The sequence below is a fragment of the Caulobacter segnis genome (assembly GCF_029543125.1).
In the GTDB taxonomy this organism is placed as follows: Bacteria; Pseudomonadota; Alphaproteobacteria; order Caulobacterales; family Caulobacteraceae; genus Caulobacter; species Caulobacter segnis_D.
Map to the genome: position 1 here is coordinate 64,570 of NZ_JARQWW010000004.1, position 25,932 is coordinate 90,501.

The 25,932-nt window shown below is 68.4% G+C and carries 24 protein-coding genes; 10 read left to right on the forward strand and 14 right to left on the reverse strand.

Annotated features, from left to right (window positions below; translation table 11 throughout):
- Window positions 1-56 precede the first annotated feature (56 nt).
- From ppdK to P7B02_RS12975, 4 genes are all read right to left on the reverse strand, one after another.
- Window positions 57-2,738, reverse strand: coding sequence for a pyruvate, phosphate dikinase (gene ppdK / locus P7B02_RS12960; protein WP_277786771.1), 2,682 nt, complete (start codon window positions 2,736-2,738; stop codon window positions 57-59).
- A 9-nt stretch (window positions 2,739-2,747) separates the two neighbouring features.
- Window positions 2,748-4,757: a glycine--tRNA ligase subunit beta gene (gene glyS / locus P7B02_RS12965; RefSeq protein WP_277786772.1), complete on the reverse strand. Its 2,010-nt coding sequence runs from the start codon at window positions 4,755-4,757 to the stop codon at window positions 2,748-2,750.
- A gap of 4 nt (window positions 4,758-4,761) precedes the next feature.
- Window positions 4,762-5,661, reverse strand: coding sequence for a glycine--tRNA ligase subunit alpha (locus tag P7B02_RS12970; RefSeq protein WP_277786773.1), 900 nt, complete (start codon window positions 5,659-5,661; stop codon window positions 4,762-4,764).
- A gap of 92 nt (window positions 5,662-5,753) precedes the next feature.
- Window positions 5,754-6,137: a hypothetical protein gene (locus tag P7B02_RS12975; RefSeq protein WP_277786774.1), complete on the reverse strand. Its 384-nt coding sequence runs from the start codon at window positions 6,135-6,137 to the stop codon at window positions 5,754-5,756.
- On the opposite strand from P7B02_RS12975, the gene P7B02_RS12980 reads away from it, so the two are divergent.
- Window positions 6,136-6,273, forward strand: coding sequence for a hypothetical protein (locus P7B02_RS12980; protein ID WP_277786775.1), 138 nt, complete (start codon window positions 6,136-6,138; stop codon window positions 6,271-6,273). The genes P7B02_RS12975 and P7B02_RS12980 overlap by 2 nt on opposite strands.
- Here P7B02_RS12980 and P7B02_RS12985 read toward each other — a convergent pair.
- On the reverse strand, window positions 6,263-6,616 hold the full coding sequence (locus P7B02_RS12985; protein ID WP_277786776.1) for a DMT family protein: 354 nt from the start codon (window positions 6,614-6,616) through the stop codon (window positions 6,263-6,265). The two genes, P7B02_RS12980 and P7B02_RS12985, sit on opposite strands and share 11 nt — an antisense overlap.
- A gap of 327 nt (window positions 6,617-6,943) precedes the next feature.
- Between P7B02_RS12985 and P7B02_RS12990 the strand changes: the two genes are divergently transcribed.
- Both P7B02_RS12990 and P7B02_RS12995 read left to right on the forward strand, forming a co-directional pair.
- The gene (locus P7B02_RS12990) at window positions 6,944-7,282 is read left to right on the forward strand and encodes a P-II family nitrogen regulator (RefSeq protein ID WP_269716426.1); all 339 of its coding nucleotides are present in this window, start codon (window positions 6,944-6,946) and stop codon (window positions 7,280-7,282) included.
- 31 nt (window positions 7,283-7,313) lie between these two features.
- The gene (locus P7B02_RS12995) at window positions 7,314-8,750 is read left to right on the forward strand and encodes an ammonium transporter (protein ID WP_277786777.1); all 1,437 of its coding nucleotides are present in this window, start codon (window positions 7,314-7,316) and stop codon (window positions 8,748-8,750) included.
- Between the two features lie 80 nt (window positions 8,751-8,830).
- Here the strand turns inward: P7B02_RS12995 and P7B02_RS13000 are convergent, their stop codons facing one another.
- From P7B02_RS13000 to P7B02_RS13010, 3 genes are read right to left on the reverse strand one after another with little or no spacing between them, the layout of a single operon-like run.
- Window positions 8,831-9,706: a 4-(cytidine 5'-diphospho)-2-C-methyl-D-erythritol kinase gene (locus tag P7B02_RS13000; RefSeq protein WP_277787148.1), complete on the reverse strand. Its 876-nt coding sequence runs from the start codon at window positions 9,704-9,706 to the stop codon at window positions 8,831-8,833.
- A gap of 15 nt (window positions 9,707-9,721) precedes the next feature.
- Window positions 9,722-11,464, reverse strand: a complete 1,743-nt coding sequence (locus P7B02_RS13005; RefSeq protein WP_277786778.1) for a tetratricopeptide repeat protein — start codon at window positions 11,462-11,464, stop codon at window positions 9,722-9,724.
- 57 nt (window positions 11,465-11,521) lie between these two features.
- Window positions 11,522-13,192 (reverse strand): electron transfer flavoprotein-ubiquinone oxidoreductase, encoded by a 1,671-nt coding sequence (locus tag P7B02_RS13010; RefSeq protein ID WP_277786779.1) that lies wholly within the window; start codon window positions 13,190-13,192, stop codon window positions 11,522-11,524.
- Between the two features lie 127 nt (window positions 13,193-13,319).
- Between P7B02_RS13010 and P7B02_RS13015 the strand changes: the two genes are divergently transcribed.
- The 3 genes from P7B02_RS13015 to P7B02_RS13025 all read left to right on the forward strand — a co-directional run bounded on the left by P7B02_RS13015 (window position 13,320) and on the right by P7B02_RS13025 (window position 15,942).
- Window positions 13,320-13,895: an NUDIX domain-containing protein gene (locus tag P7B02_RS13015; RefSeq protein ID WP_277786780.1), complete on the forward strand. Its 576-nt coding sequence runs from the start codon at window positions 13,320-13,322 to the stop codon at window positions 13,893-13,895.
- Between the two features lie 45 nt (window positions 13,896-13,940).
- The gene (locus tag P7B02_RS13020; RefSeq protein WP_277786781.1) at window positions 13,941-14,756 is read left to right on the forward strand and encodes a uracil-DNA glycosylase; all 816 of its coding nucleotides are present in this window, start codon (window positions 13,941-13,943) and stop codon (window positions 14,754-14,756) included.
- Between the two features lie 67 nt (window positions 14,757-14,823).
- Window positions 14,824-15,942, forward strand: coding sequence for a lytic transglycosylase domain-containing protein (locus P7B02_RS13025; protein WP_277786782.1), 1,119 nt, complete (start codon window positions 14,824-14,826; stop codon window positions 15,940-15,942).
- Here P7B02_RS13025 and P7B02_RS13030 read toward each other — a convergent pair.
- Window positions 15,877-16,287 (reverse strand): glycosyltransferase, encoded by a 411-nt coding sequence (locus tag P7B02_RS13030; RefSeq protein WP_277786783.1) that lies wholly within the window; start codon window positions 16,285-16,287, stop codon window positions 15,877-15,879. The two genes, P7B02_RS13025 and P7B02_RS13030, sit on opposite strands and share 66 nt — an antisense overlap.
- A gap of 88 nt (window positions 16,288-16,375) precedes the next feature.
- Here P7B02_RS13030 and P7B02_RS13035 point away from each other — a divergent pair, with 88 nt between their 5' ends.
- A complete protein-coding gene (locus tag P7B02_RS13035; protein WP_277786784.1) occupies window positions 16,376-17,473 on the forward strand; it encodes a PA0069 family radical SAM protein in 1,098 nt (365 codons plus the stop codon).
- Between the two features lie 187 nt (window positions 17,474-17,660).
- Here the strand turns inward: P7B02_RS13035 and P7B02_RS13040 are convergent, their stop codons facing one another.
- A complete protein-coding gene (locus tag P7B02_RS13040) occupies window positions 17,661-18,908 on the reverse strand; it encodes a class I SAM-dependent RNA methyltransferase (protein ID WP_277786785.1) in 1,248 nt (415 codons plus the stop codon).
- Window positions 18,909-19,149: 241 nt separating this feature from the next.
- Between P7B02_RS13040 and P7B02_RS13045 the strand changes: the two genes are divergently transcribed.
- Together P7B02_RS13045 and P7B02_RS13050 are read left to right on the forward strand one after the other, a co-directional pair.
- A complete protein-coding gene (locus tag P7B02_RS13045) occupies window positions 19,150-19,566 on the forward strand; it encodes a glycine zipper 2TM domain-containing protein (protein ID WP_277786786.1) in 417 nt (138 codons plus the stop codon).
- Window positions 19,567-19,631: 65 nt separating this feature from the next.
- The gene (locus P7B02_RS13050) at window positions 19,632-20,228 is read left to right on the forward strand and encodes a hypothetical protein (protein ID WP_277786787.1); all 597 of its coding nucleotides are present in this window, start codon (window positions 19,632-19,634) and stop codon (window positions 20,226-20,228) included.
- Window positions 20,229-20,235: 7 nt separating this feature from the next.
- Here the strand turns inward: P7B02_RS13050 and P7B02_RS13055 are convergent, their stop codons facing one another.
- The gene (locus P7B02_RS13055) at window positions 20,236-21,294 is read right to left on the reverse strand and encodes a M48 family metallopeptidase (RefSeq protein ID WP_277786788.1); all 1,059 of its coding nucleotides are present in this window, start codon (window positions 21,292-21,294) and stop codon (window positions 20,236-20,238) included.
- 51 nt (window positions 21,295-21,345) lie between these two features.
- Entirely contained in the window at window positions 21,346-22,077 is a 732-nt protein-coding gene (locus P7B02_RS13060; protein ID WP_277786789.1) for a TlyA family RNA methyltransferase, read from the reverse strand.
- Between the two features lie 90 nt (window positions 22,078-22,167).
- Here P7B02_RS13060 and P7B02_RS13065 point away from each other — a divergent pair, with 90 nt between their 5' ends.
- Window positions 22,168-23,646 carry an amidase gene (locus tag P7B02_RS13065; RefSeq protein WP_277786790.1) on the forward strand — a complete coding sequence of 493 codons (1,479 nt, stop codon included), beginning with the start codon at window positions 22,168-22,170 and terminating at the stop codon, window positions 23,644-23,646.
- Window positions 23,647-23,650: 4 nt separating this feature from the next.
- On the opposite strand, the gene P7B02_RS13070 is transcribed toward P7B02_RS13065, so the two are convergent.
- Both P7B02_RS13070 and P7B02_RS13075 read right to left on the reverse strand, forming a co-directional pair.
- Complete coding sequence (locus tag P7B02_RS13070; RefSeq protein WP_277786791.1) at window positions 23,651-24,016, reverse strand: iron chaperone; 366 nt, start codon at window positions 24,014-24,016, stop codon at window positions 23,651-23,653.
- Window positions 24,017-24,020: 4 nt separating this feature from the next.
- Window positions 24,021-25,775: a class I adenylate-forming enzyme family protein gene (locus tag P7B02_RS13075; protein WP_277786792.1), complete on the reverse strand. Its 1,755-nt coding sequence runs from the start codon at window positions 25,773-25,775 to the stop codon at window positions 24,021-24,023.
- Between the last annotated feature and the right edge of the window lie 157 nt (window positions 25,776-25,932).

A 25,932-nucleotide genomic window follows, 5' to 3' on the forward strand; every position in this document is an offset into this window, starting at 1 on the left:
TCGAAGGACGCAGGGCTGAAAAGAAAAGGGCCCGCCTTTCGGCGAGCCCTTGAACCTTACTTCGACAGCGCCGCCTGCGCCGCCGCCAAGCGGGCGATCGGCACCCGGAACGGGGAGCAGGACACGTAGTCCAGGCCGACCTGCTCGCAGAAGGTGATCGAGGCGGGGTCGCCGCCGTGTTCGCCGCAGATGCCGAGCTTCACGTCCGGACGCTGGGCCCGGCCGCGTTCGGCGGCCAGACGGATCAGGTCGCCCACGCCTTCCTGGTCGAGGGACACGAAGGGGTCCTTCTCGAAGATGCCCTTGTCGATATAGGCGTTCAGGAACTTGCCGGCGTCGTCGCGGCTGATGCCGAACGTCGTCTGGGTCAGGTCGTTGGTGCCGAAGCTGAAGAACTCGGCGTTCTCGGCCAGGTCGCCGGCCCGCAGGGCGGCGCGCGGCAGTTCGACCATGGTGCCGACCATGTATTCCAGCTCGACGCCCTGCTCGGCGATGACTTCCCTGGCGACGCGGTCCGTCAGCTCGCGCAGGAACTTCATCTCCTCACCCTTGGCGACCAGCGGGTGCATGATCTCGGGCACCGGAGCGGCCTTGCCGGACTTGGCGATCTGGCAGGCGGCCTCGATGATGGCGCGGACCTGCATCTCGTAGATCTCGGGGTACGAGACCCCCAGGCGGCAGCCGCGGTGGCCGAGCATGGGGTTGGTCTCGTGCAGCTCCTTGGCGCGGCGCATCAGCTTGGCGGCGTCCAGGCCGGTGGCGGTGGCCACGGCTTCCACATCGCCTTCGGTGTGCGGCAGGAACTCGTGCAGCGGCGGATCCAGCAGGCGCACCGTCACCGGCAGGCCTTCCATGATCGTGAACAGCTGGACGAAGTCGCCCTTCTGCATCGGCATGATCTTGGCCAGGGCCGTGCGGCGCCCGCGCTCGTCGTCGGCCAGGATCATCTCGCGCACGGCGGCGATGCGGTCCTCGTCGAAGAACATGTGCTCGGTGCGGCAAAGGCCGATGCCCTCGGCGCCGAACTGACGGGCGGTCTTGGCGTCCAGCGGCGTCTCGGCGTTGGCGCGCACCTTCAGGCGGCGGGCCTTGTCGGCCCACTCCATCAGGGTGGCGAAGTCGCCGGTCAGCTCCGGCTCGATCATCTTCACGGCGCCGGCCAGGACTTCGCCCTTGGAGCCGTCGACGGTGATGATGTCGCCCGCGCGGAATTCACGGCCGCGGACGCGGAACAAGCCCTGGTGCTCGAAGATCGAGATCTCGCCCGCGCCCGAAACGCAGGGACGGCCCATGCCGCGCGCCACCACGGCGGCGTGGCTGGTCATGCCGCCGCGGGCGGTGATGATGCCCTTGGCCGCGTGCATGCCGTGGATGTCTTCGGGGCTGGTTTCCTCGCGGACCAGGATGACCGCCTCGCCCATATGGCCCAGGCGTTCGGCCTCGTCGGCGTCGAACACGATCTTGCCGGTGGCCGCGCCGGGCGAGGCCGGCAGGCCGGCGGCCGCCACGTCGCGCTGGGCGGTGGGGTCGATGGTCGGGTGCAGAAGCTGGTCCAGGGACGCCGGCTCAACCCGCAGGACGGCTTCGTCCTGGCTGATGACGCCCTCGCCCGCCATGTCCACGGCGATCTTCAGCGCCGCCTTGGCGGTGCGTTTGCCGTTGCGGGTCTGGAGCATGTAGAGCACGCCCTGCTCCACCGTGAACTCGATGTCCTGCATGTCGCGGTAGTGACGCTCCAGCGTCTCGACCACGGTCTTGAACTGGCCGAACACCTCCGGCATCGCCTCTTCCATCGAGGGGGCGACGTCGCCCATCTCTTCGCGGGCGACTTTCGTCAGGGATTGCGGCGTGCGGATGCCCGCCACCACGTCCTCGCCCTGGGCGTTGATCAGGAATTCGCCGTACAGGCGCGCTTCGCCGGTGGACGGGTTGCGGGTGAAGGCGACGCCCGTGGCGGACGTCTGGCCCATGTTGCCGAACACCATGGACTGGATGTTGACCGCCGTGCCCCAGCTTTCCGGGATGTCGTGCATGCGGCGATAGAACTTGGCCCGGTCGTTCATCCAGCTGGCGAAGACGGCGCCGACGGCGCCCCAGAGCTGGGCTTGCGGGTCCTGCGGGAACGGCTTGCCGTGCTCGCGAGCGACGACGGCCTTGTAGTCCTTGACCACCTCGCGCCAGTCCTCGGCGGTCAGGTCGGTGTCGACCGTGACGCCCAGGCGGTCCTTGTGGTCGTCCAGGATCTCCTCGAACGAGTGGTGGTCGAGGCCGAGCACCACGTTCGAGAACATCTGGATGAAGCGGCGGTAGCTGTCATAGGCGAAGCGTTCGTCGCCCGACAGCGCGGCCAGACCGGCCACGGTCTCGTCATTGAGGCCGAGGTTGAGGACCGTGTCCATCATGCCCGGCATGGAGGCGCGGGCGCCGGAGCGCACCGACACCAGCAGCGGGTTGGCCGGGTCGCCGAAGGTCTTGCCGGTCAGCTTCTCGACGGTCGCCAGGCCGGCGGCCACCTGTTCGGCCAGCTCGGCCGGGTACTGGCGGCCGTTGGCGTAGTAGTGGACGCACGCCTCGGTCGTGACAGTGAAGCCCGGAGGGACCGGCAGGCCCAGCGAAGACATCTCCGCCAGGTTGGCGCCTTTGCCCCCCAGCAGGTTCTTCATCGAGGCGTCGCCGTCAGCGCCGCCTCCCCCGAAGGAATAAACCCAGCGCGTCTTGGTCATCGTCTCGACCGGCATATTGAAAGCTCACCCTGCGATAAGTGAAAAGTCCGCGACCTTTTCAGTGGTCGTCTTGACCTGGGACAGAAGCCGCAAACGGTTATCCCGCACTGCAACATCCGTGTCGTTAACTAGCACCTTCTCGAAGAAGGCGTCCACCGGCGCACGAAGTTGGGCGAGTGCCTGCATCGCCGCGGCGAAATCTTCCGAGGACAGGGCCGAATCCACAACAGGACGTGCGCGTTCGACCGCGGCCAGCAGCGCCGATTCCTCGGCGGGGGCCCCGGCCAGGGACGTCGCGTCGCCCTGCGGCAGCGCGCCCTTCTTCTCTTCGGCCTTCAGGATGTTGGCCGCGCGCTTGTAGCCCGCCAGCAGGTTCGCCCCATCGTCCGTCTTCAGGAAGGCGTCCAACGCCTCGACGCGCGAAACGATCCGCACGAGGTCGTCGTCGCCTAGCGCGAACACGGCGTCGACCAGATCGTGACGCTTGCCCTGGTCGCGCAGGGCGACCTTCAGGCGGTCGGCGAAGAAGGCGACGAGGTCCGGCGTCTTGGTCGCGAAGCCGCTGAGCGGCAGGCGCAGGCCGTTCTCAGTGATGATCCGGATCACGCCCAGCGCCGCGCGGCGCAAAGCGAAGGGGTCCTTCGAACCCGTAGGCTTCTCGTCGATGGCGAAGAAGCCGACCAGGGTGTCCAGCTTGTCGGCCAGGGCCACGGCGATGCTGACCGGCGCGGTCGGCACGGAGTCGCCCGGGCCCTGCGGCTTGTAGTGATCGCGCACGGCGTCGGCGATCTCGCCGTCCAGCTTGAATTCGCGGGCGTAGTAGCCGCCCATGATCCCCTGCAGTTCGGGGAACTCCCCGACCATTTCCGAGGTCAGATCGGCCTTGGCCAGGCGCGCGGCCTGCGCGGTCTTTTCGACATCGGCGCCGACCAGGGGCGCGATCTCGCGGGCCAGGGCGACGATGCGCTCCACCCGTTCGGCCATGGCGCCCAGCTTGGCGTGGAAGGTGACGCCGTCCAGCTTCTTCAGCCAGGCGTCGAAGCCGACCTTCACGTCCTCGTCCCAGAAGAACCGGGCGTCGGACAGACGCGACGACAGCACCTTGGCGTTGCCGCGGGCGATCTCGGCGCCGCCGTCGGGCGCCTGGATGTTGGCCACCACCAGGAAGTGCGGGGCCAGCTTGCCCGTGGCCGGGTCGCGGACCGCGAAGTACTTCTGGTGCGTGCGCATGGAGGTGCGGATCACCTCCGGCGGCAGGGCCAGGAAGGCGGGGTCCATGTCGCCCAGGATCGGGGTCGGCCATTCGGCCAGGCCGGCGACCTCCTCCAGCAGGCCCTGGTCCTCGACCAGCTCCAGATTGCGGGCGAAGCACAGGGTCTTGGCGCCTTCCAGGATGCGCGACTTGCGCTCTTCCGGGTCCAGCACGGCGTGGTGGGCCAGCAGGCCCTGGCGGTATTCGTCGAAGTCGCGGGCGCGGAACACGCGCTCGCCCGAGCCCATGAAGCGGTGGCCTTCCGACAGGTCGCTGCTTTCGATGCCGTCGATGCTGAACGGCACGATCTCGCGGTCGAAGACGCACAGGATGCGCTTCAGCGGGCGGACCCAGCGCAGCTTGCCATAGCCCCAGGTCATCGACTTCGGCCACGGGAAGCCGCGGACGATCTCCTCGACCATCTCGGCGACGATCTCGGTGGTCTGGCGGCCGGCCTTGTGGATGTGGGCGTAATAGACGCCGTCACGCTCGGTCAGCTGGTCCTGGGTCAGGCCCGCCTTGCGCAGAAAGCCTTCCATGGCCTGCGGCGGGGCGCCGACCTTGGGGCCCTTCAGTTCTTCATGGCGCTCCGGCTGGGCGATGGGCAGGCCTTCGGCCACCAGGGTCAGGCGGCGCGGACCGGCGATGGCGGTCAGGCCCTCGGGCAGGAAACCGGCGGCGGCCAGGCGTTCGCGCGCCATGCGCTCCAGGTCCTTGGCGGCCTGGGCCTGCATGCGGGCCGGGATTTCTTCGGAGAAAAGTTCGAGAAGCAGTTGGGGCATGGTCTTACGCGGCTTCCTGCTGCTCGACCCACTTCTGGGCGCACATCTTACAAAGGTCGCGGATGCGGCCGATATAGCTGGCGCGCTCGGCGACGGCGATCGCGCCGCGGGCGTTCATCAGGTTGAAGAGGTGGCTGGCCTTGAGGACCATGTCGTACGCGGGCAGGACCAGCGCCCGGCCCTGATACTCGCGCTCGAGCATGAGCGGCACTTCGCGCTCCATGTCCTCGAACTGGCGCTTCAGGGTGGCGACGTCATGGCCGTGGAAATTGGCCTGCGAGTGCTGGCGCTCGTTCTCCAGGAACACGTCGCCATAGGACACGCCCCCCAAAGGAGAGGAGGGGTCGTTGAACGGCAGGTCGTACACGTTGTCGACGCCGAACACGTACATGGCCAGGCGCTCCAGGCCATAGGTCAGCTCGCCGGCCACGGGGCTGACGTCCAGGCCGCCCACCTGCTGGAAGTAGGTGTACTGCGACACCTCCATCCCGTCGCACCAGACTTCCCAGCCCAGGCCCCAGGCGCCGACGGTGGGGTTCTCCCAATCGTCCTCGACGAAGCGGATGTCGTGCAGGCGCAGGTCGAGGCCGATGGCCTCCAGCGAGCCCAGATACAGGTCCTGCATGTCGGCCGGGTTCGGCTTCAGGATGACCTGATACTGATAGTAGTGCTGCAGGCGGTTGGGGTTGTCGCCATAGCGGCCGTCGCTGGGACGGCGCGAGGGCTGGACATAGGCCGCGTTCCACGGCTTGGGGCCGAGCGCGCGGAGGACCGTGGCCGGGTGCAGGGTGCCGGCGCCCACCTCCATGTCGTGAGGCTGCAGGATCACGCAGCCCTGCTTCGACCAGTAGTCGTGCAGGGTGAGGATCAGACCTTGAAAAGACTTGGGTTTTTCAGCGGACATGAGGGCTCGAAAGAGGGCCAGAAAAAAGTCGGCGGACCATAGGGCCCGCCGACCTCTCCTTCAAGCCAAGTCGGCTGTCGGGCGACTGGGTTTTAGTTGCCGGCCGGATCGGTGCGCTTGCCGGCGCGCGACATCGGCTGGCCATACTTGGCGCGGTTTTCCGGCGTGTCGGCCACCGGGCCGTTGGACACCACATTGGCGTCGCCGGCCTTCAGGGTCGCCTGCTGCTCGGGCGAGCTGGTGGAGACGACGTCCGTGCGCGTGCCGGTCGGGGCCATCGTGGTCGAGGCCGGGGCGGCCATGGCCGGGTCCATGGTGTTGGTCATGCCCGACTGGCGCACCGCGCCGTCGGTCGTCGACGTGGCCGTGTTCGGCGTCGGATTCACCGGCTGGCTCGAGTCCATGCCTTGGGCGTGAGCCGCGCCGGCCAGAAGGGCGGTGGCGGCGGCGGCGGTCATGAGCTGAACGATCTTCATGGTCTTCCTCATCGATTTTTATCAGGGCGAGGCCGGGGCGCGGCTCCGCTTCCCACCGTCGATGAAGCGCGCGAGCGGCTTGTCCGGTTCCAGCAACGGCGCCGCCCGTTGCTGGACAGACCAGCTCAGCGATTGAGGAAAATGAACAGAGAACCGATGAAGATGAATCCGAAGCCGACGAGCGTCGTCCACTTCACAGGTTCACCCAAGTAGAGCGCCGAGAAGACCACGAAGACGATCAGGGTGATCGCCTCCTGGATCGCTTTCAGCTGCCCCGCGGTATAGACGGCCGAACCGATCCGGTTGGCGGGAACGGCCAGCATGTACTCCGGCAGGGCGATCATCCAGCTGGTGAAAATGACCAGCACCAGGGCCGAGGCCTTGTGCTTCAGGTGCCCGTACCAGGCGAAGGTCATGAAGACGTTCGAGACCGCCAGAAGCAGGATCGGCAGGATCTTCGGCCACAGGCCCGCGCTCATGGTTCTCTCCAGTTCGGAGGCCATTTGAGGCAGATTCCACGGACCGTCCACTGGGCGGCTGATATTCCGTCGGGAAGGTTTATCCGGAGCTCAAACCCGCCCGGAGAACGCCATTTGCTCAACACTTGAGCAAGTTGCCCGCAAATCAATCATCTCGCGGCCCAAATATGGCGCTTCTTGCGAAATCCTTACCTTCCGAAGGCGCCGCTTCCGCCCCGCCGCTAGCGTGACCGTCGCCTGCCTTCGGTGAGGGCCGGACGGGCGTCTAACGACGAAACAGACATTCACGGGGCGTGCGGCCTTCGGGATCGTGCGGGGAGCAAGCGGATGAAACTGATCATTGCGGTCGTAAAACCCTTCAAGCTGGACGAGGTGCGCGAAGCGCTCGTCACCGCCGGCGTCGAGGGCCTGACCGTGTCCGAGGTCAAGGGCTACGGCCGCCAGAAGGGCCAGACCGAAATCTATCGCGGCGCGGAGTACCAGGTGAACTTCGTGCCGAAGGTGAAGCTGGAGGCCGTGGTCGACGACGCCGCCGCCGGCAAGGCGGTCGAGGCCATCAAGGCCGCCGCGGCCACGGGCAAGATCGGGGACGGGAAGATCTTCGTCCTCAACGTCGAGAACGCCGTGCGCATCCGCACCGGTGAAACCGGCGCCGCCGCGCTCTGACAAACAATACGGGGACAAGGGGTTCAACTCGATGAAACTGGGATTCAAATCGCTGGCGGGCGTAGCGCTCGCGGCGACCGCCGCGGGGGCCTTGGCGGCCTTCCCGGCTCTGGCGCAAGACGCCGCCGCGCCTGTGCCTGACAAGGGCGACACCGCGTGGATGCTGGTCTCCACGGTTCTGGTTCTGCTGATGATCCTGCCGGGTCTGGCGCTGTTCTACGGCGGCCTCGTGCGCGCCAAGAACATGCTGTCGGTCATGATGCAGGTGTCGGTGGTCAGCGCCATCGGCATCGTCGCCTGGGTGTTCTGGGGCTACAGCCTGGCCTTCACCGACGGCGGCTCGCTCGACACCTTCGTCGGCGGTTTCGGCCGCCTGTTCCTGAAAGACGTGACCCCCGCCAGCAACGTGGCGACCTTCTCCACCGGCGTGGTCATCCCGGAACTGGTCTTCCTGTCCTTCCAGTCGACCTTCGCGGCCATCACCGCCGCCCTGGTGGTCGGTTCGCTGGTCGAGCGCATGAAGTTCGCGGCCATCGTGGCCTTCGCGGTCCTGTGGCCGATCCTGTCCTACTACCCGATGGCCCACATGGTCTGGTGGTGGCCTGGTCCGGACGCCATCGCCTCGGCGCCTGACGCCGCGGTCAAGGCGGGCCTGATCTGGAGCTTCGGCGCTCTCGACTTCGCCGGCGGCACCGTCGTCCACATCAACGCCGGCATCGCGGCCCTCGTCGGCGCCATGATCCTCGGCAAGCGCACCGGCTACGGCAAGGAGCCGATGCCCCCGCACTCCCTGACCCTGACCCTGGTCGGCGCGGGCCTGCTGTGGGTGGGCTGGTTCGGCTTCAACGCCGGCTCCAACCTGGAATCGAACGGCTACGCCGCCCTGGCGATGATCAACACCTTCGTGGCCACCGCCGCGGCGGGTCTGTCCTGGATCATCACGGAGTGGATCACCCGCGGCAAGCCGAGCGCGCTCGGCCTGGCTTCGGGCGTGGTCGCCGGTCTCGTCGCCGTCACCCCGGCCGCCGGTTTCGCCGGCCCGATGGGCGCGGTGATCCTGGGTCTGATCGTCAGCCCGATCTGCGTGATCTTCTGCTCGGTCGTGAAGAACGCCCTGAAGTACGACGACAGCCTGGACGCCTTCGGCATCCACGGGGTCGGCGGCATCGTCGGCGCCATCGCCACCGGCATCCTAGTCAGCCCCGCCCTCGGCGGCGCCGGCGTCGTGGACTACACGAGCTGCGCGGCGGACGGCGACATCTCGACCTGCGACGCGGCGACCTACGACATGGTCACCCAGGTGATCGCCCAGCTGAAGGGCGTCGGCGTCACCATCGTGTGGTCGGCCATCGCCAGCGCCATCGTCTTCTTCCTGATCAAGTTCACGATCGGCCTGCGCGCCGCTCCTGAGACCGAAGAGGAAGGCCTGGACATCGCCGAGCACGGCGAGCGCGCTTACCACTCGTAAGCGACGGAGAAAGGTTCCTGGGGGAACCGGGGCGCGGCGGTCGGGGGACCTCCGCGCCCCATCTCTTTTAAGGGGTCATGTCAGGCCAGACGGCAGGCCCGGACCCACCAGTCCGGGCGCATGGCCAGGATGCGCTCCGCCAGGCCTTCGGCCTCGATGTCGCCGGCGCACAGGGCGAAGCAGGTCGCCCCCGATCCGGACATGCGGGCCAGCAGGACCTCAGGCTCGCCGCGAAGCAGCTCAAGCACCTCGCCGATGATCGGGGTCAGGGCCACGGCCGGCGCCTCCAGATCGTTGCGGGTCAGGGTCAGGAAGGCCGCGACCTCCTCCACGCTCTCGAAGTCATCCGGCAGCGGCGGCCGGTCGGCGCCCCAGGGCGACACGGCGGCGTCATAGGCCTTGTAGACCGCCCCCGTGGGCGACGGCGCGCCCGGGTTCACCAGCACGGCGTGCAGCGGCGGCAGGACCGGCGCGGCGCTCAGCACCTCGCCCCTGCCCTCCCCGATGGCCGGCTGGGCCCACAGGCAGACCGCGCCGTCCGCGCCCAGCTCGGAGGCCAGCGCCTCCAGCGTCTCGTCAGCCAGGGTCAGCCCCAGGGCCTCGCGCAGCAGGCGGAACGCCGCCCCGGCGTCGCTGGACCCGCCGCCCAGACCGGCGGCGGTCGGCAGGTTCTTCTCCAGGATCAGGCGGAACGGCGGCGTCGGGCGACCGGCGCGGCGGATCACCGAATTGGCGGCGCGGACGACAAGATTGGAGTCATCCGTCGGCACACCCTGCGCGCAGGGCCCGGTCACCTCGAACGCCAGGGCGTCGGCCGGCTGGATCGTCACCCGGTCGCCCACGTCGGCGAAGACCATCAGGCTGCAGACGGGGTGATAGCCGTCGGCGTCGGGTCCGCCCACGTGCAGGAACAGGTTCACCTTGGCCGGAGCAAAGGCGGCCCTGCCGTCAGTCAGTTTCACGAGACGCCCCTAGCGTTCGGCGACGGAGGGGGACGTGGCCGGCCCCTTGGCGCCCAGGCCGTTCTTCAGCTTGGCCTCGACCTCGGACCGCAGCACGTCGCTGGGCTCCAGGGACAGGACACGGGTCCACTGGAACTGCGCCTCGGTCCGGCGGCCGACGCGCCAGTAGGCGTCGCCCAGGTGGTTGTTCACGTCCGGATCGGCGGGCTCAAGCACCACCGCGCGCTCCAGCGTCTCCACGGCGGCCTTGTAGTCGCCCATGCGGTAGTGGGCCCAACCCAGGCTGTCGAGCATGGCGCCCGAACGGGGGTTCACCGCCACGGCCTTCTGCACCATGGCCAAGGCCTCGGGCAGACGCTCACCCCGGTCGATCCAGGTGTAGCCGAGGTAGTTCAGCAGCTCCGGCTCGTCCGGCCGCTGGGCCAGGGCGCGCTCCAGATCCTTTTCGGCTTCGGGCCAGTTGCCGGCCCGCTCCAGCGAAACGCCGCGCATGTAGAGCAGCCGCCAGTCCACGTTCTCGCCCTGACGGGCGATCACCGGATTCAGCACTTCGACGGACTCGGCCCAGCGGTCGTTAGCCCGCAGCAGTTCGGCCCAGGCGATCTGGCGATCCGCCTCGTTCGGGGCGGCCTGGGCGGTCTCGCGCACCAGACGGATCGCCGTCTCCTTGTCGCCCTCGGCCTGATAGGTCCAGGCCAGCTTGCCCCGCGCGGAGGCGTAGAGCGCCGACTTCGGACCGACCCGCAGATAGGTCTCGCGCGCCGCCTGGATGTCGCCGGTGGCGCCCAGCAGGTCGCCCAGCATGACCCAGGCCTCGTCCCGCTGATCGTCCAGCCGCAGGGCCAGACGCAGATAGGCCAGGGCGATCTGCCGCTGGCGCTCACCCATATAGACGGCCGATGCGGCGATCAGCGCCTGGGCGGCGCCCTGCTTCAGCGTCGGGGCCGGCGGCGCGGACTTCCCCGCCTCAACCCGCGCCAGAGCTGTGCGCAGGCCCGCATCGTTGGAGCGGATCGCCAGCGCTTCCTTGTAAACCGCCGCGGCGTCCAGCTTGCGCCCGCGACGCTCCAGGAAGCCGCCGTAGTCCAGGCTGAACAGCGTGCCGGTCTGCGCGTCGGTGGTCAGGGCCTTGAAGTCGGTCTCGGCCTCGTCATAGCGGCCCGCGCGCTCATACAAATGCGCCTGGCCCAGCAGGCCGAACACCTGAACCACGCGATCGCCGCGCACCTCGGGGCGGACCACCGCCCCGTCCTTGTCGCCCGCCGCCGCCGCGGCCCAGGGCGCCAGCAGCGCCGCCGCCCCCGCATGAGGGAAGGTGATGCGGCCGCCGGTCAGGGCGGCCTGCGCCTGCTTGGCCCGGCCGGAGGCCAGATCCTCGACCGCCGTCACCAGCTGGCCCAGGCGATAGGTCATCTGGCTTTCGCTGGCCTCGTCCGTGGGAGCCAGGGTGGCCGCGCGGCGCACCTCGCCGGCCAGCAGCGCGGCGGTGAAGGCGCGCTCCCTGACGGCAGCGTCGCCGCCCAATTGATCGGCGCGGTCGAACAGCTCCGCCGCCTTGCGGCTGTCGCCGTCGTTCAGCGCCGCCTGCCCGGCCAGGAACAGGCCATAGGGCGTCGATCTGCGCGCCGTGCTGGAGACGATGACGTCGGAGTCCGCGAAGGCGTTCGCTTCAGGCGCCGCCTTGGGCGTTCCCGCACAGGCGGCGGCGAAGGCAAGCGGAGCAAGGGCGACAAGGCGGGGGAGCAGCTTCATGCCCCTTACCTTGTCCCATTCCCGCGCCGCCGCAAGTGCAGCCTGTGCTGTCCCGGCTCACATATTGGGGTAGTTCGGGCCGCCGCCGCCCTCGGGCGTGGTCCACACGATGTTCTGCGACGGATCCTTGATGTCGCAGGTTTTGCAGTGGACGCAGTTCTGGGCGTTGATCTGGAAGCGCGGATCGGTCCCCTGCTCGTTGTAGAGCACCTCGTACACGCCAGCCGGGCAGTAGAGACGCGCCGGCTCGCCGTACTTGGGCAAGTTCACCTGGATCGGAACCGACGGATCCTTCAGCTTCAGGTGAGCCGGCTGGTCTTCCTCGTGGTTGGTGGCTGACAGGAAGACCGAGGACAGCTTGTCGAAGCTGATCACGCCGTCGGGCTTGGGATAGACCAGCGGCTTGTAGTCCTTGGCCAGGCCGGTGGACGCGGCGTCGGTCTTGTCGTGCTTGATGGTGCCGAACACCGAGACGCCGAACAGGTGGTTGGTCCACATGTCGAACATGCCCAGCGCGCCGCCGATGAAGGTGCCGTACTTGGACAGCAGCGGCTTGGCGTTGCGGACGGTCTTCAGCTCCTTGGCCACCCAGGACTTCTCATAGGCGGTCTGGTAGCTGGTCAGTTCATCGCCGGCGCGGCCGGCCTGCAGGGCGGCGAAGGCCTCCTCGGCGGCCAGCATGCCGGTCTTCATGGCGTTGTGGCTGCCCTTGATGCGCGGCACGTTCACGAAGCCGGCCGAGCAGCCGATCAGCACGCCGCCCGGGAAGCTGAGCTTGGGCACCGACTGGTAGCCGCCCTCGGTGATGGCCCGCGCGCCGTAGGCGATGCGGCGGCCGCCTTCCAGGTGCTGCTTGACGGTGGGGTGATGCTTGAAGCGCTGGAACTCGTCGAAGGGCGACAGCCAGGGGTTCTTGTAGTTCAGGTGAACCACGTAGCCGATGGCCACGTAGTTCTCACCGAAGTGGTACATGAAGCTGCCGCCGCCGGTCTTGTCGTCCAGCGGCCAGCCCGTGGTGTGCTGCGCCAGGCCCGGCTGGTGCTTGTCGGCCGGGATCTGCCACAGCTCTTTGATGCCGATGCCGTACTTCTGGGGCGAACGGCCCTTGTCCAGCTCGAACTTGTTGATCAGCACCTTGGCCAGCGAGCCGCGCACGCCCTCGGCGATGAACACGTACTTGCCGTGCAGCTCCATTCCGGGCTGGTAGTCCGGCTTGTTCTCGCCGTCCTTGGCGACGCCCACCACGCCGACGACGATGCCTTTGACGGAGCCGTCTTCGCGCCAGACCAGCTCGGATGCGGCGAAGCCCGGATAGATTTCGACGCCCAGGGCCTCGGCCTGCTCGGCCAGCCAACGGGTCAGGTTCGCCAGCGAGCCGATGTAGCAGCCGTGATTGTGCATGAACGGCGGCATGGCGAACATCGGCAGGGACAACTCGCCCGCCTCGCCCAGCAGGATGAACTTGTCCTTGGTGACCGGGGTCTCCAACGGCGCGCCGCGTTCCTTCCAGTCGGGGAACAGCTCCTTCAGCGCCCTGGGATCGATCACCGCGCCGGACAGGATGTGGGCGCCGACCTCCGAGCCCTTCTCCACCAGCGCCACCGAAACGTCGGTCCCGGCCTTCTCGGCCATCTGCTTGAGCCGGATCGCCGACGCCAGGCCGGCGGGACCGCCGCCGACGATGACGACGTCGTACTCCATGGATTCGCGTTCGATCGTTTCCGACATGGCCCTCTCCTCACGCTGCGGCTTGTCCCCTCGCCGCTTACGTCTGTTTGAATCGCTTATCGGGAAGCGACGCAAGGGTGGTCAAGGGCTTTGCTGCACTTGCGAAAGGTTCTCTATAAGCAACCTCATGAGCGAAGACGTCCGCATCCTTGAAGAAACGGTCCTGTCCCACGACTGGTACCTGTTGAAGAAAACGCGTTTCGAGCATCGCCGCCGGGACGGATCGTGGCAGACCCTGAGCCGCGAGACCTATGACCGGGGCAACGGCGCGGTGATCCTGCCCTACGACCCGGAACGCGGCACGATCCTGCTGACCCGGCAGTTCCGCTTCCCGGCTTTCGTGAACGGCCATCCCGAACCGCTGATCGAGGCCTGCGCCGGCCTGCTGGACGACAACGACCCGACGACCGCCATCCTCAAGGAGGCTGAGGAGGAGCTCGGCTGCCGCATCGACGCTCCGGTCCACGTCTTCGACGCCTTTATGAGCCCGGGCTCGGTGACGGAGAAGCTCAGCTTCTTCATCGCCCGCTATCGCCCCGCCGACCGCACCGGTGAAGGCGGCGGCGTCGAGGGCGAAGGCGAGGACATCGAAGTCCTGGAGATGAGCCTGGATGAGGCTCTGGCCATGACCGCCGACGGCCGCATCGCCGACGCCAAGACCATCATGCTGCTGCAGCACCTGCGGCTGAAGGGGCTGGTCTAGCCCTTTCCTATTGACCCCGGGCGCTGGGGGGCCTCACAGAGAAGGATGCTCGCCGCCTCCGACATGCGCGCCGTCGAGAGCCTGCTCGCCTTCTGGGCCGAAGCCGGCGTCGAGGCGTCCTATGCCGACGCGCCCATCGACCGCCTTGCCGAGGGCGCGGCGCTGCTGAAGGCGCGTCAGGCCCCGCCCCCTCCTCCGCCGATCCAGATGGCCGGGCGGGTCTCCGCCGCGCCGCAGACCGGCGCAGGCATCGCCGCCGCGAAACAGGCCGCGGCGGCCGCCAACACGCTGGAAGAGCTGTTCGCCGCCATCACCGCCTTCGAGGGCTGCTCCCTGAAGCTGGAAGGCGCCCGCCAGGCCGTGTTCTCGCGCGGCGATCCGAATGCTCCCCTGATGATCATCGGCGAGGCGCCCGGCGCGGACGAGGATCGCGAGGGCGCGCCCTTCGTCGGACGCGCCGGCAAGCTGCTGGACCGCATGCTGGCCGCCGCCGGCCTGACCGACCGGGTGTTCATCACCAACACCGTCTTCTGGCGCCCGCCGGGCAACCGCACGCCCAGCCCGGCCGAGCAGGCGGTCTGCGCGCCCTTCGTGGAGCGCGCCGTCGCCCTGGTGAAGCCGAAGATGCTGCTGCTGGCCGGCGGCGCCTCGGCCAAGGCCATGCTGAAGACCAGCGAGGGCATCCTGTCCATGCGCGGCCGCTGGTTCGAATGGACCCCGGAAGGCGGCGGCGAGACCCTGCCCGCCATGCCGACTCTGCACCCCGCCTTCCTGCTGCGGCAGCCTGCCGCCAAGAAGAAGGCGTGGACGGACCTTTTGACGCTTTCAGAGCGGCTTGATCGTCTGGGCCGGCCCGGCTAGTCAAAGGACATCATCGGAAAAGGGCCGCGCCAGAATCGCAAAAGCGAATGGGGCGGGAACAGACGGCATGAAGCGATCCGCGCGCATGCTGTTCATGGCCTTCGTCGCCGTGTTCAGCCTGAGCCTGACTCACGTCTCTGCTGAGGCGCGCCCGCGCAAGGGCCGCGCCGCAGCGGTGAAGGTCGATCGCGCCAAGCTGGCCCGCGAGGCCTATTACGGCGGCGACGTCAAACGCGCCTTCACCCTGGCCGCCATGGCGGGCGAGCGCTGGATCGCCGGTCTCTCCGCCTTCCGCCTCGGTCGTCCGAGCGAGGCTCAGACCTTCTTCCAGGCCGTGGCCGGCGACACGAAGCAGGACGGCTGGCAGCGCGCCGCCGCCGCCTTCTGGGCCGCCCGCTCGGCCACCGTCGCCGGGTCGCATGCCCAGGCCGCAGAGTTCCTGCAGCTGGCCGCCGCCGCGCCCCACACCTTCTACGGCATGATCGCCGAGCGTCAGCTGGCCCTGGGCGGCGTCCAGGCCGCCGAAGTCGATCCCATCGCCCGCCTGATCCGCGCCTCCTATTCAGCCCCGACATTCACGGCGCCGCGAGGCTTCGACATGCCGACGCTGGAGCCGGTGGGCGGCTTCACCATCGACCGCGCCATGGTCTACGCCCTGGTGAAGCAAGAAAGCCGCTTCGACCCCACCGCCGTGTCGCGCGCCGGGGCCGTGGGCCTGATGCAGCTGATGCCGGCCGCCGCCGCTCGCGCCGCCGGCGACGACAAGCTGCTGGCCGACAACACTCCGCTGTTCGATCCCGCCTTCAACCTGCGGGTCGGGCAGGACTATTTCACCTGGCTGATGGATCGCGGCCTGCAGAACCGCGACCTGCTGCGCGCCGTGGCCGCCTACAACGGCGGACCCGGCACCCTGCTCAGGGCGGCCGAGAAACTGGGCGCCGACTGCGACAGCCTGCTGCTGATCGAGAGCCTGCCGGCCCAGGAGACGCGCAACTACGTCGAGAAGGTCATGGCCAACTACTGGACCTACCGAAAGATGATGGGCGGCGAAAACCATACCCTGGACGCCCTGGCGCGCGGCGAGAAGCTGGCCGACGCCTCGCTCGACAAGTGGTCGTTCTCAGCCCAGTCGCCGTGGGCGGCCGCGCAGAGCATCGACAGCATCCTGATCGGCTCGCAGCAGTAGGCCGTCCTCCAGCTTCGGGCGGCTGAACAGACCCGACTTGCCCCAGGTCGCGGCCTTGCTCCCATGATCGGCGATGTGGCGCGCGGCCTCCTCCTCCCACCCTGCCGGCAGGACCTTTCCAGGTCCCAGGATCAACAGCCAACAATGACGCGCCGTGGCGCAGGCGGCCTTGAGCGTCCCTTCGACGATCTTGGCGCCCGTCTCCTCGGCGATATCGACCGTCGAGGCCTGATTGGCGGGATCCGCCAGAATCACCTCCTTCACGAAGCCGTCCATCGCCATGGGCACCAGGGCCGCCAGGGTTCGGACAAGCCCGGCCGGGTCGTCGTTCGTGGGAATGATCACGCTCAGCATCGCCGGCCATGAAGCCCGCCCGTTCCAAACGGTCAAGGATCGTTCTTGTTATGTTCTCATCGTGCGCTAGAATGCGCCCATGGCCGCGCCTCTCAACTTTCAGCGCCTGAACGGCAAGACCGACATCAAGGGCCGGGGCGCCCGCTCCAATGTCACCAGCCGGTTCGACACCCTGAAGTCGGAGGACTTCGACGACGGCTGGACCGCCGAGGACGACAGGCCGCGCGTGCTGTCGACCACCATCCAGCCGATGAAGTCCAAGACGATCATCGCGCGCAACGACAGCCCGGACATCGGCTTCGACCGCTCGATCAATCCCTATCGGGGGTGCGAGCACGGCTGCATCTACTGCTACGCCCGCCCGGCCCACGCCTATCTGGGCCTGTCGCCCGGCCTCGACTTCGAAAGCCGCCTCTACTTCAAGCCCGAGGCCGGCAAGCTGCTGGACAAGGAGCTGTCCAAGCCGACCTACAAGCCCGGCGCCATTCACATCGGCGGCGACACCGACCCCTATCAGCCGCAGGAGAAGCGGATGCGGGTGACGCGTGCGGTGCTGGAGACCCTGCAGCGGTTCAACCACCCATTCTCGATCATCACCAAGTCGGCCCTGATCACCCGCGACCTCGACATCCTGGGGCCTATGGGCAAGGCGAACCTGGCGCACGCGGCGGTGTCGATCACCACCCTGGATCGCCGTCTGGCCCGCAGCATGGAGCCCCGCGCAGCCACGCCCGAGCGTCGCCTGGACGCCATCCGCCAGCTCACCGAAGCGGGCGTGCCGACCATCGTCATGTTCGCCCCCTCCATCCCCGGCCTGAACGATCACGAGATGGAGGCGGTGCTGGAACGCGCCGCCGAGGCGGGCGCGGTGGGGGCCGGCTATGTAGCCCTGCGCCTGCCTAGGGAGATCAAGGACCTGTTCCGCGAATGGCTGGCCACCGACCATCCGGACCGCGCCAGCCGGGTCATGTCCCTGGTCCGCCAGATGCGCGGCGGCCTCGACTATGACGCCGAATGGGGGCAGCGGATGACTGGGCAAGGCCCTGTGGCCGAGGTGATGAACCGCCGCTTCAAACTCGCTGTCGCAAGGCTGGGGCTGGACCGCCGCTGGGGCGCGCTGGACCTGACGCAGTTCCGCGTGCCGCCCAAGGCTGGGGATCAGATGAGCCTGTTTTAGGCGTGCGGCTTCGAGACGCGCTTGCGCGCTCCTCAGCATGACGAGCTTTGTTGCATTCTGAATTCGTCATCCTGAGGAGCCGGCTCAGCCGGCGTCTCGAAGGACGCTACGCCGCCCGCTCCCCCGCCAGGGCGGCGAAGGCGGCGTCGGCACGGTGGGCTGGCCCGGTGCCCCTGGCGTCGGCCCTCTAGCGCGTGAAGACGCTGACCAGCTCGATGTGCGGCGACCACAGGAACTGGTCGACGGGCATCACCTTCTCCAGCCTGAACCCGGCGTCCACCAGGGTTCGGGCGTCGCGGGCGTAGGTGGCGGGGTTGCAGGATACGCTCACCACCTTGGCCACCTTGGACTTGGCGATCTCGGCGGTCTGTTCTGCGGCCCCGGCACGCGGCGGATCGATGACCACCACATCGGTCTTGGCCAGTTCGGTGGACAGCACCGGACGACGGACCAGATCGCGCGCCTCGGCCTTGATCGGTTTCAGGCCCGGCGCCGTGCCGATGGCCGCGTTCAGGGCGCGGATGGCCCCTTCGGTGAAGTCTGCGGCGTGGACGGCGCCGATCTCCGCGAGACGGAAGGTGAAGGTCCCGGCCCCGCAATAAAGGTCGGCGAGGCGGCTGGCGCCCTGCGACGCCTCCACGGCGAAGTCGACCATGGCCTTCTCCGCCGCCGGCACAGCTTGCAGGAAGGCGCCGGCCGGCAGGGCGACGGCCGCCGGTCCCATGCGGACCACGGCCTGGCGCTCCCCATAGACCGGCTCGCCGGCCATGGTGACGCGGGCGAAATTGGCGGCCTGAGCGGCCTCCGCCGCGCGCATGCGGGCGTCGGCGGACAGCCCGCCGCTCTTGCGCTCAACCCCGGTCACATCGACGTCGATGCCGGTGGCGGTCAGGGTCACGTGCAGGGTCGGCGCGGACTTCGGATGCTCCAGGAACGGCTCGGCCAGCTTCCGCAGGGCCGGGAACGCCGCCACCAGGCGCGGGTCGGTGATCGGGCATTCGCCGATCTCCACCAGATCCCAGGACCGCCGCGCCTTGAACCCGATGCGCGCGCCGCCCTTGCCCTTGCGGGCGTGCAGGGACAGACGCCGGCGCGTGGCGGGAGGCGAGGCGAAGGTCGGCAGGATCTCCGTCTCGATCCGCTCCCGCGACAGGGTCAGGCGCACCTGTTCGCGCTTCCATTCCAGATAGGGCGCGCTGTCCCAGTGCTGCAGGGCGCAGCCGCCGCATTCGCCGAAATGCACGCAGGACGGGGAGACGCGCTCAGCGCTGGCCTGCAGGATCTCCAGCACCTCGCCCCGCGCGTTCTCGACCCGCGCGCGAACCAGTTCGCCCGGCAGGGTCAGGGGCACGAAGGCCGGGCCTTCCGCCAGACCGTCGCCCTGGGCGCCGATGGCGTTTATGGTCAGGTCGCGGACCTCGGCGGGCTTGCCCATGAACTTGGAACTTCCTGTGGGATCGCCTCGTTTCAAGCTTCACAGTGAAGCTGTCGGGGCGCGAGACCGCCGCCCTTACCACAGCCAGCCGTGGATCGCCGCCCTCGTTCTTGGACGGCTCCGATGAACGAATATGAACGGATCGCTCAAGCACCGTTCAGCTTCATTCATCTAGACAGAACCCATCAGCAGCGTACCGGCCGGGAAGGGTTGGTGCGAAGCGGTCGGAAGGAGCTCTCTTATGAAGACCATTCTCGCCATCGCCGCGGCCGTCGCGGTCACCGTCCCGACCCTGGCTGTTCCCCAATTCGCCGCCGCGCAATCGGCCCGCTCCTACGGTTCGGGCGACGTCTGCCGCTCGGAGCAGAAGCGCAAGGCCAACCAGGGCACGATCATCGGCGGCCTGTCGGGCGCCCTGCTGGGCGGCGCGGTCGCCGGCAACGGCGCCAAGACCGAGGGCGCGGTCCTCGGCGGCGTGGTCGGCGCGGTCGCCGGCCACCAAATTGCCAAGGGTCGGGTCAAGTGCGTGGACTACCCGCGCCGCGTCCAGGCGCGCCGCGACTGCCGCTGGGTCAATGAATACTACGGCGGCCGCAACCACGGCTTCGAAGTCTGCCGCGGCCGCGACGGCACCTGGCGTCCGTCCGGCCGAGGCTAGGGCCGGCGCGGCTAAATTTCGCCAATAACAACAAGCAGCATCACCGCTCTCTTAGGGGTAACCACATGAACTTCCGTTCCAAGATCGCCGCCGGCTTTGGCCTGGTCGCCTCCGTGGCGGCCCTGGCCGGCGCCTCGGCCATGCCCACGGTGGCGGCGGCCCAGCCCGGCTACTACGACAGCCGCGGCGGCTACTATTACGATCCCTGCCGTCGTGACACGACCAACCGCGGCACCGCCGGCGGCCTGGTCGGCGCTGGTCTCGGCGCCCTGATCGGCAGCGGCGTCGCCGCCAAGGGCGTCCGCACCGAGGGCGCGGTTCTCGGCGGTCTGGTCGGCGCCTTCGCGGGCAGCGCGGTGGGCCGCAACGGCGCCGCCTGCGAGCCGGGCCAGCGCGCTGCCTACACCCCGCCGCCGCCTCCGCCGGAAGTCAGCCACTATGATGGTCGCGACTATTACGACCGCTATCAGGACCGTTACTCGGCCCGTTATGACGACCGCGACCGCTATGACGACCGCGCCGTTCCGGTGGCCGAGGCCGCTCCGGGCACGGGGACCTGCACCCTGGCCGAAAGCCCGATCCACCTGCCGGACGGCCGCATCCAGAAGCGCTTCGTCCGCGTCTGCCAGGACGCCCGCGGCGACTATCAGGTCGTCGACTAAACAGCCTCTACAGAGGTGAATCCTTCTTGAGGCGGGGCAGCAGCGGCTGTCCCGCCTCTTTCTTTTCGGCGATCTCGCGTTGGGTGGCGGCCAAGCTGAGATAGCGCGCCGCGTTCGGGGGATGGCTGGAGCCCTTGCGGATCTGGCTCGGGTCCAGAGTGCTCATCCGCCGCCACAGCTTTTCCGGCTCGTTCGCGCCATAGCCGGCCCTAGCCGCGAAATAGAGCCCCACATAGTCAGCCTCGGTTTCGAACGCCTGCGAGAAGGCGGCGTCGCCGATCGAGGCGCCGATCTCCGCGAGATCGCCGTCACCGCCCAAAGCAGCGTCCAGCAAGGCGCCGCCGATTGCTCCGGCGACCCTGTTGATCTGCGATTTCTGAATATGGCGCATGACGTTGTGCGCCAGCTCATGGCCGAGGATGAGCGCGATCTCGTCGTCGCTCTGCGCGAACCGCAGCATGCCGCGATAAAAGCGGATGACATCCCCATCCGCCGTCGCATTCAGGTCTGAGCCATCCACGAGATAGAATGGATAGCCGCAGACCTGCTTGCCAGCGATGTCGAGATTGATCGTCTCGCCGTTGCGCAGGATCGTGAGGCGCTGCGATCCATGCAATGCGGCCGCCAACAGCCCCCTCGCCGACTTGCCGGCCTTGGGTCCCTTGGCGACCGGCGTGCCGTTCACCGCGAGAAGCACGTCCCCTCGACGCAGGCCGGCGGCGCCCGCCGGTCCCTTTTCATCCAGCCACGCGACCTGCGGCGCGCTTGACACACCGCGCACAGCCTTGGCCGCGGAACGCATCTGGGCGGAGTAGTCATAGATCGTCTCGAAGGTCGCGCCGATCGACATGCCTCGCCGACGGCAAAGCTCCACGTTGGCGGAACTGATCCGATGCGCCACGCGATAGAAGCGCTCGTCCTCCGCCGACCGGACGCCGAGCACGTACTCCTGCTGCCGCCGAACCTCCTCGTTCCGGGCGTCGATGCTGACTTCCGGTCCCTCGGTCACAGGCGTGGCGCAGCCGAGCAGGCTCGCGGCCGCGAGGGCGACGATGCAACGCTTCATGGTTCATTCCCCGAATGACCCGCGAAAGTTGTTCGTCGAACGTTGTTATGGTCAAGCTGGGCGGATTGCCCAAACGAGGTGCTCAACAGCACCTTCGCCACCAAGGATCGGGCTGGGCGCGGTTTCGCGCACGATCCAGCCGCTGTCTGCCAGGAAAGCCAAGACATCGGCCACCGCCTTGTCCCGCGCCGCCTCGTCCTTCACCAGGCCGCCCTTGCCGATGTTCTCGCGACCGACCTCGAACTGCGGCTTGATCAGCGCGACCAGGCTCGCCCCCGGCGCCGCCAGGATCAAGGCCGCCGGCAGGGCCTTGGCCAGGGAGATGAAGCTGACGTCGCTGACGATCAGGCCGGGCGCCTCCGGGATCAGGCCTGCGTCCAGCGACCGGGCGTCCGTCCCCGACAGATCGACCACGCGCGGATCGCCGGCCAGCTTCGGGTGCAGCTGCCGTCGCCCCACATCCACCGCATAAACCTTCGCCGCGCCGCGGCTGAGGCAGACCTCGGTGAAGCCGCCGGTGGAGGCGCCGACGTCGACGGCCACCCTGCCCTCCACCGGGATCGGCCACAGGTTCAGGGCATGGTCCAGCTTCAGCGCCCCGCGCCCGACCCAGGGATGCGCCGCTTCGGCGACGATCTGCGCATCCTCGGCCAGCATGTCGGAGGCCTTTGCCACCACCGCGCCGCCGGCCGTCACCCGCCCCGCTTCGATAGCGGCGCGGGCCTTGGCGCGGCTGTCAAACAGGCCGCGTTCGACCAGCAGGATGTCGGCGCGCTTCTTCATGCGCACTCCTTAGACTCCCCCTCTCCTGGCGTCATGGGGTTGCGAAGCCCAAGCATTACAGGCCAGTTTGGGACAAACGGGAGGGTTTGGATGTCTCTGCTTCGTCGCGATCTGCTGGCCGCCGCAGCGGCCGCCGGCCTGGCCCCCGCCCTGCCCGCCGTCGCCGCCAGCGCGCACACGCCCTGGACGCCCGACGCCACCGAGATCGCCAGCCGCATCCGCCGCAAGAAGCTGTCGCCGGTCGAAGCGGTGGAGAGCGCCATCCGCCGGGCCGAGGCCCTGAACCCCAAGCTCAACTTCATGGTCACGCCCGACTATCAGCGCGCCATGGACAAGGCCAAGAAGGGCGGCCAGACCGGCCCCTTCGCCGGCGTGCCCTTCCTGGTGAAGGACCTGAACGACGTCATCGGCCTGCCCACCCGCTACGGCTCGCGCACCGGGGCCCGCGCGCAGGCGGCGAAGATGCAGGAGCCCTATGTGGACGCGCTGGAGCGCGCGGGCTTCATCATCATCGGCAAGTCGGCGACGCCGGAGTACGGCTTCCTGCCGACCACCGAGCCTCTGGCCTCCGGCCCCACCCGCAATCCCTGGAACCTGGAGCGTTCCAGCGGCGGCTCCTCCGGCGGGGCGGCGGCGGCCACGGCGGCCGGGGTGGTGTCCATCGCCCACGCCAATGACGGCGGCGGCTCGATCCGCATTCCCGCCGCCAACTGCGGCCTGTTCGGGCTGAAGCCGTCGCGTGGACGGATGATCGCCGGGCGGGAACCGGCCCGCGCCATCGACCTGGCCGTTGAGCACTGCGTTTCGCACAGCGTCCGCGACAGCGCCGCCCTGTTCGCCGCCACCGAGAACACCGCCGCGGGCGCGCCGCTGACGCCGGTCGGCTTCGTCCTCGGCCCGTCCAAGCGCCGCCTGCGCGTGGGCGTGCTGATCGAAGGCGGCACCGGCCTGAAGCCGGACGCCGAGGTCGCCCGAGCGGTTGAGAACGCCGGCCGCCTGCTGCAGGGCCTCGGCCACACGGTCGAGCCCACCAAGTGGCCCATCGACGGGCCGCAGTTCGCCCAGGACTTCAACGCCCTGTGGGGCTCGTCCGCCGCCGGCCTGGTGGACATGCTGACCAAGGCCATGGGCAAGGCGCCCGACGCCTCGATCATGGAGCCCTTCTCCCTCGGCGTCGCCCAACTCGGCGCTTCACCGCCTGGCGGGATGGAGGGCGTTCTCACCCGGCTGAAAGCGGCGGGCGCGGCCTATGACGCCTGGTTCAACCGCTACGACGTCATCCTGTCGCCGGTGCTCGGCAAACCGCCGGTGGAGCTGGGCTACGTGTCCGGCGACGTGCCGTTCGACACCCTGATTCAGCGCCTTGTGGCCTATGTGGGCTACACCCCGCTGGAGAACGTGGCCGGCGCCCCAGCCATGAGCGTACCCCTGCACTGGACGCCGGACGGCCTGCCCGTAGGCGTGCAGTTCGCCGCCAGGGCCGGCGACGAGAAGACGCTGTTCGAGCTGGCCTACGAGCTGGAGCACGCCCATCCGTGGGCGCACCGCCGGCCGCCGGTTCACGCCTGACCGGTCAGTTCATGCCCTGGCCGCGCGCCTTGATGTCCTTGAGCATGTCTTCGACCACGGCGAAGTCGATCTTGTCGGGCTTGCTATAGCGCACGCAGCCCTTGCCGCAGTCGATGCCGCCGAGCCGGTCCTTGAACCGGTCCACGGCGGTTTGGCCGGCATAGAAGGCGATGTGGCGCTTCTGGCTGTTGAAGGCCACGGACGGGTCCTGGCCGTTCACGCTGTAGCCCGGCATGCCCCAGGCCATCTTCTCTTCATAGCCGTCGAGGACGCTTCGGCAGAGATCGCGCAACCGCTGAAGGGCGGGCAGACGATCGGCTTCAACCGTCTGCATGTACGCATCGACCGTCGCGGCCTTCGACTGCACCATGGGGTCACCCCTCCACGAACACCTTCTTCAGTTCGTTCTTCAGGATCTTCCCGTTGGCGTTGCGCGGCAAGGTCTCGTGCCAGAACACCACCTTCACCGGCACCTTGAAGGCGGCCAGCCGGTCGGCGACGAAGGCGCGCAGCTCGGTCTCGGTGGCGTGGGTGTCCGGCTTCAGGGTCACCACCGCCGCCGGCTCTTCGCCGAGGCTCTTGTGCGGAATGCCGACCAGGGCGGCGTCCATCACCGCCGGGTGGTCGTAGAGGGTGTTCTCGACCTCGATGCAGTAGATGTTCTCGCCGCCGCGGATCAGCATGTCCTTGGCCCGGTCGATGATGAAGCAGAACCCTTCATCGTCCAGACGCGCCAGGTCACCGGTCTTCACCCAGCCGTCGACGAAGGCCTGGGCCGTGGCTTCCGGCTTGTTCCAGTAGCCCTTAACCACCTGCGGGCCCTTGCACCACAGCTCGCCCACCTCGCCGATAGCGAGCTCACGGTCGCCCTCGACGCTCATGATCTTGAGGTCGGTGACCGGCACGGCGGGGCCGCAGCTGTCGGGACGGTGCTCGTAGTCCTCGGCGGAATTGCTGGTCGCCGTGGCCGAGGTCTCGGTCATGCCCCAGCCGTTGCCGGGGGCGGACTTGGGCCACAGCTCCTTGATCTTGCGGACCAGCTCCGGCGCGGACGGCGCGCCGCCATAGGCCACCGTCTCGATGGACGACAGATCGTAGTTCTCACGGGCCGGGTGCTCGATGATCTGCCAGGCGATGGTCGGCACGCCGCCGATCTGGGTGATCTTCTCGCGTTCGATCACCTGCATCGCTTTCTCGGGGTCCCACTTGCGCATCATCACCAGCTTGGCGCCGGCGAACAGCGAAGGGTTCAGGACGGCGAAGCAGCCGGTGGCGTGGAAGAACGGCACCGACAGCAACGACGCCTTCTGCGGAGCCATCGGATCGGGAGCGGGCGGCGCCTCGCCGCGGCGCAGGAACGACCGGGCGCCGGAGCACAGGGCGGCGATGATGTTCGAGTTAATGTTGCGGTGGGTCGCCAGGGCGCCCTTCGGCTTCCCCGTGGTGCCCGAGGTGTAGAAGATCGTGGCGTCGTCGTCCGGCTGGATGTCCACGTTCGGCAACGGCGCATCCGGCAAGGCCGCCCAGTCGTTCGGCCCGCCGATCTTCGTCTCCAGCTTGCAGACGTAGGGATGCGTGATCTCGTCCACCTCGCGGCTGACATAGACGCGCTTCAGTTCGGGGCAGTTGGGCAGATGCTCGGCCATGCGCTCGAAGCGCTCGGAATCGGTGACCAGCACCTTGGCTCCGGAATCGGTCAGGCCGTATTCCAGCTCAGGCCCCGTCCACCAGGCGTTCAGCGGCGTGACGATCGCGCCCACCGACGCAGCCGCATAGAAGGCCACGGGCCATTCCGGCAGGTTGCGCATGACCAGGGCGACGCGGTCGCCCTTCTGCACCCCGAACGACTGCAGCTCGGCAGCGAAGGCGGCCACGGCGCGATAGAACGCCTCGAAGGTGACGCGCTCGTCCTCGTGGACCAGGAACACCTTCTGGGTGTGGGCGCGGCCGATCTCGACCACGGTGCGCAGGGTCGGCGGCGCGTTCTTCCAGATCCGGGTCTTCACGCCCCGAATTTCGATCTCGTCCATCTCGCAGGGCGTGCCCGGCGCCGTGATCATGGCGAAGGCCTGCTTCACCGACATGGCGGGCCAAGGAATCGTGGCGGCGGCTGCGGCGGCCTGGGTCATCATTCACTCCCGGTAGGTCGGCGCTTCTATCGAGCGCCTCGCCGCACAGAAAACACCGCCGGACGCGGGATGTAAACGGGCGTTTGAGCCCAACGGATCGCTGATAAGTTAGGAAATGTTGCTCGTCACAAATGCAAAGAGGCGGCGCCCGATCTCC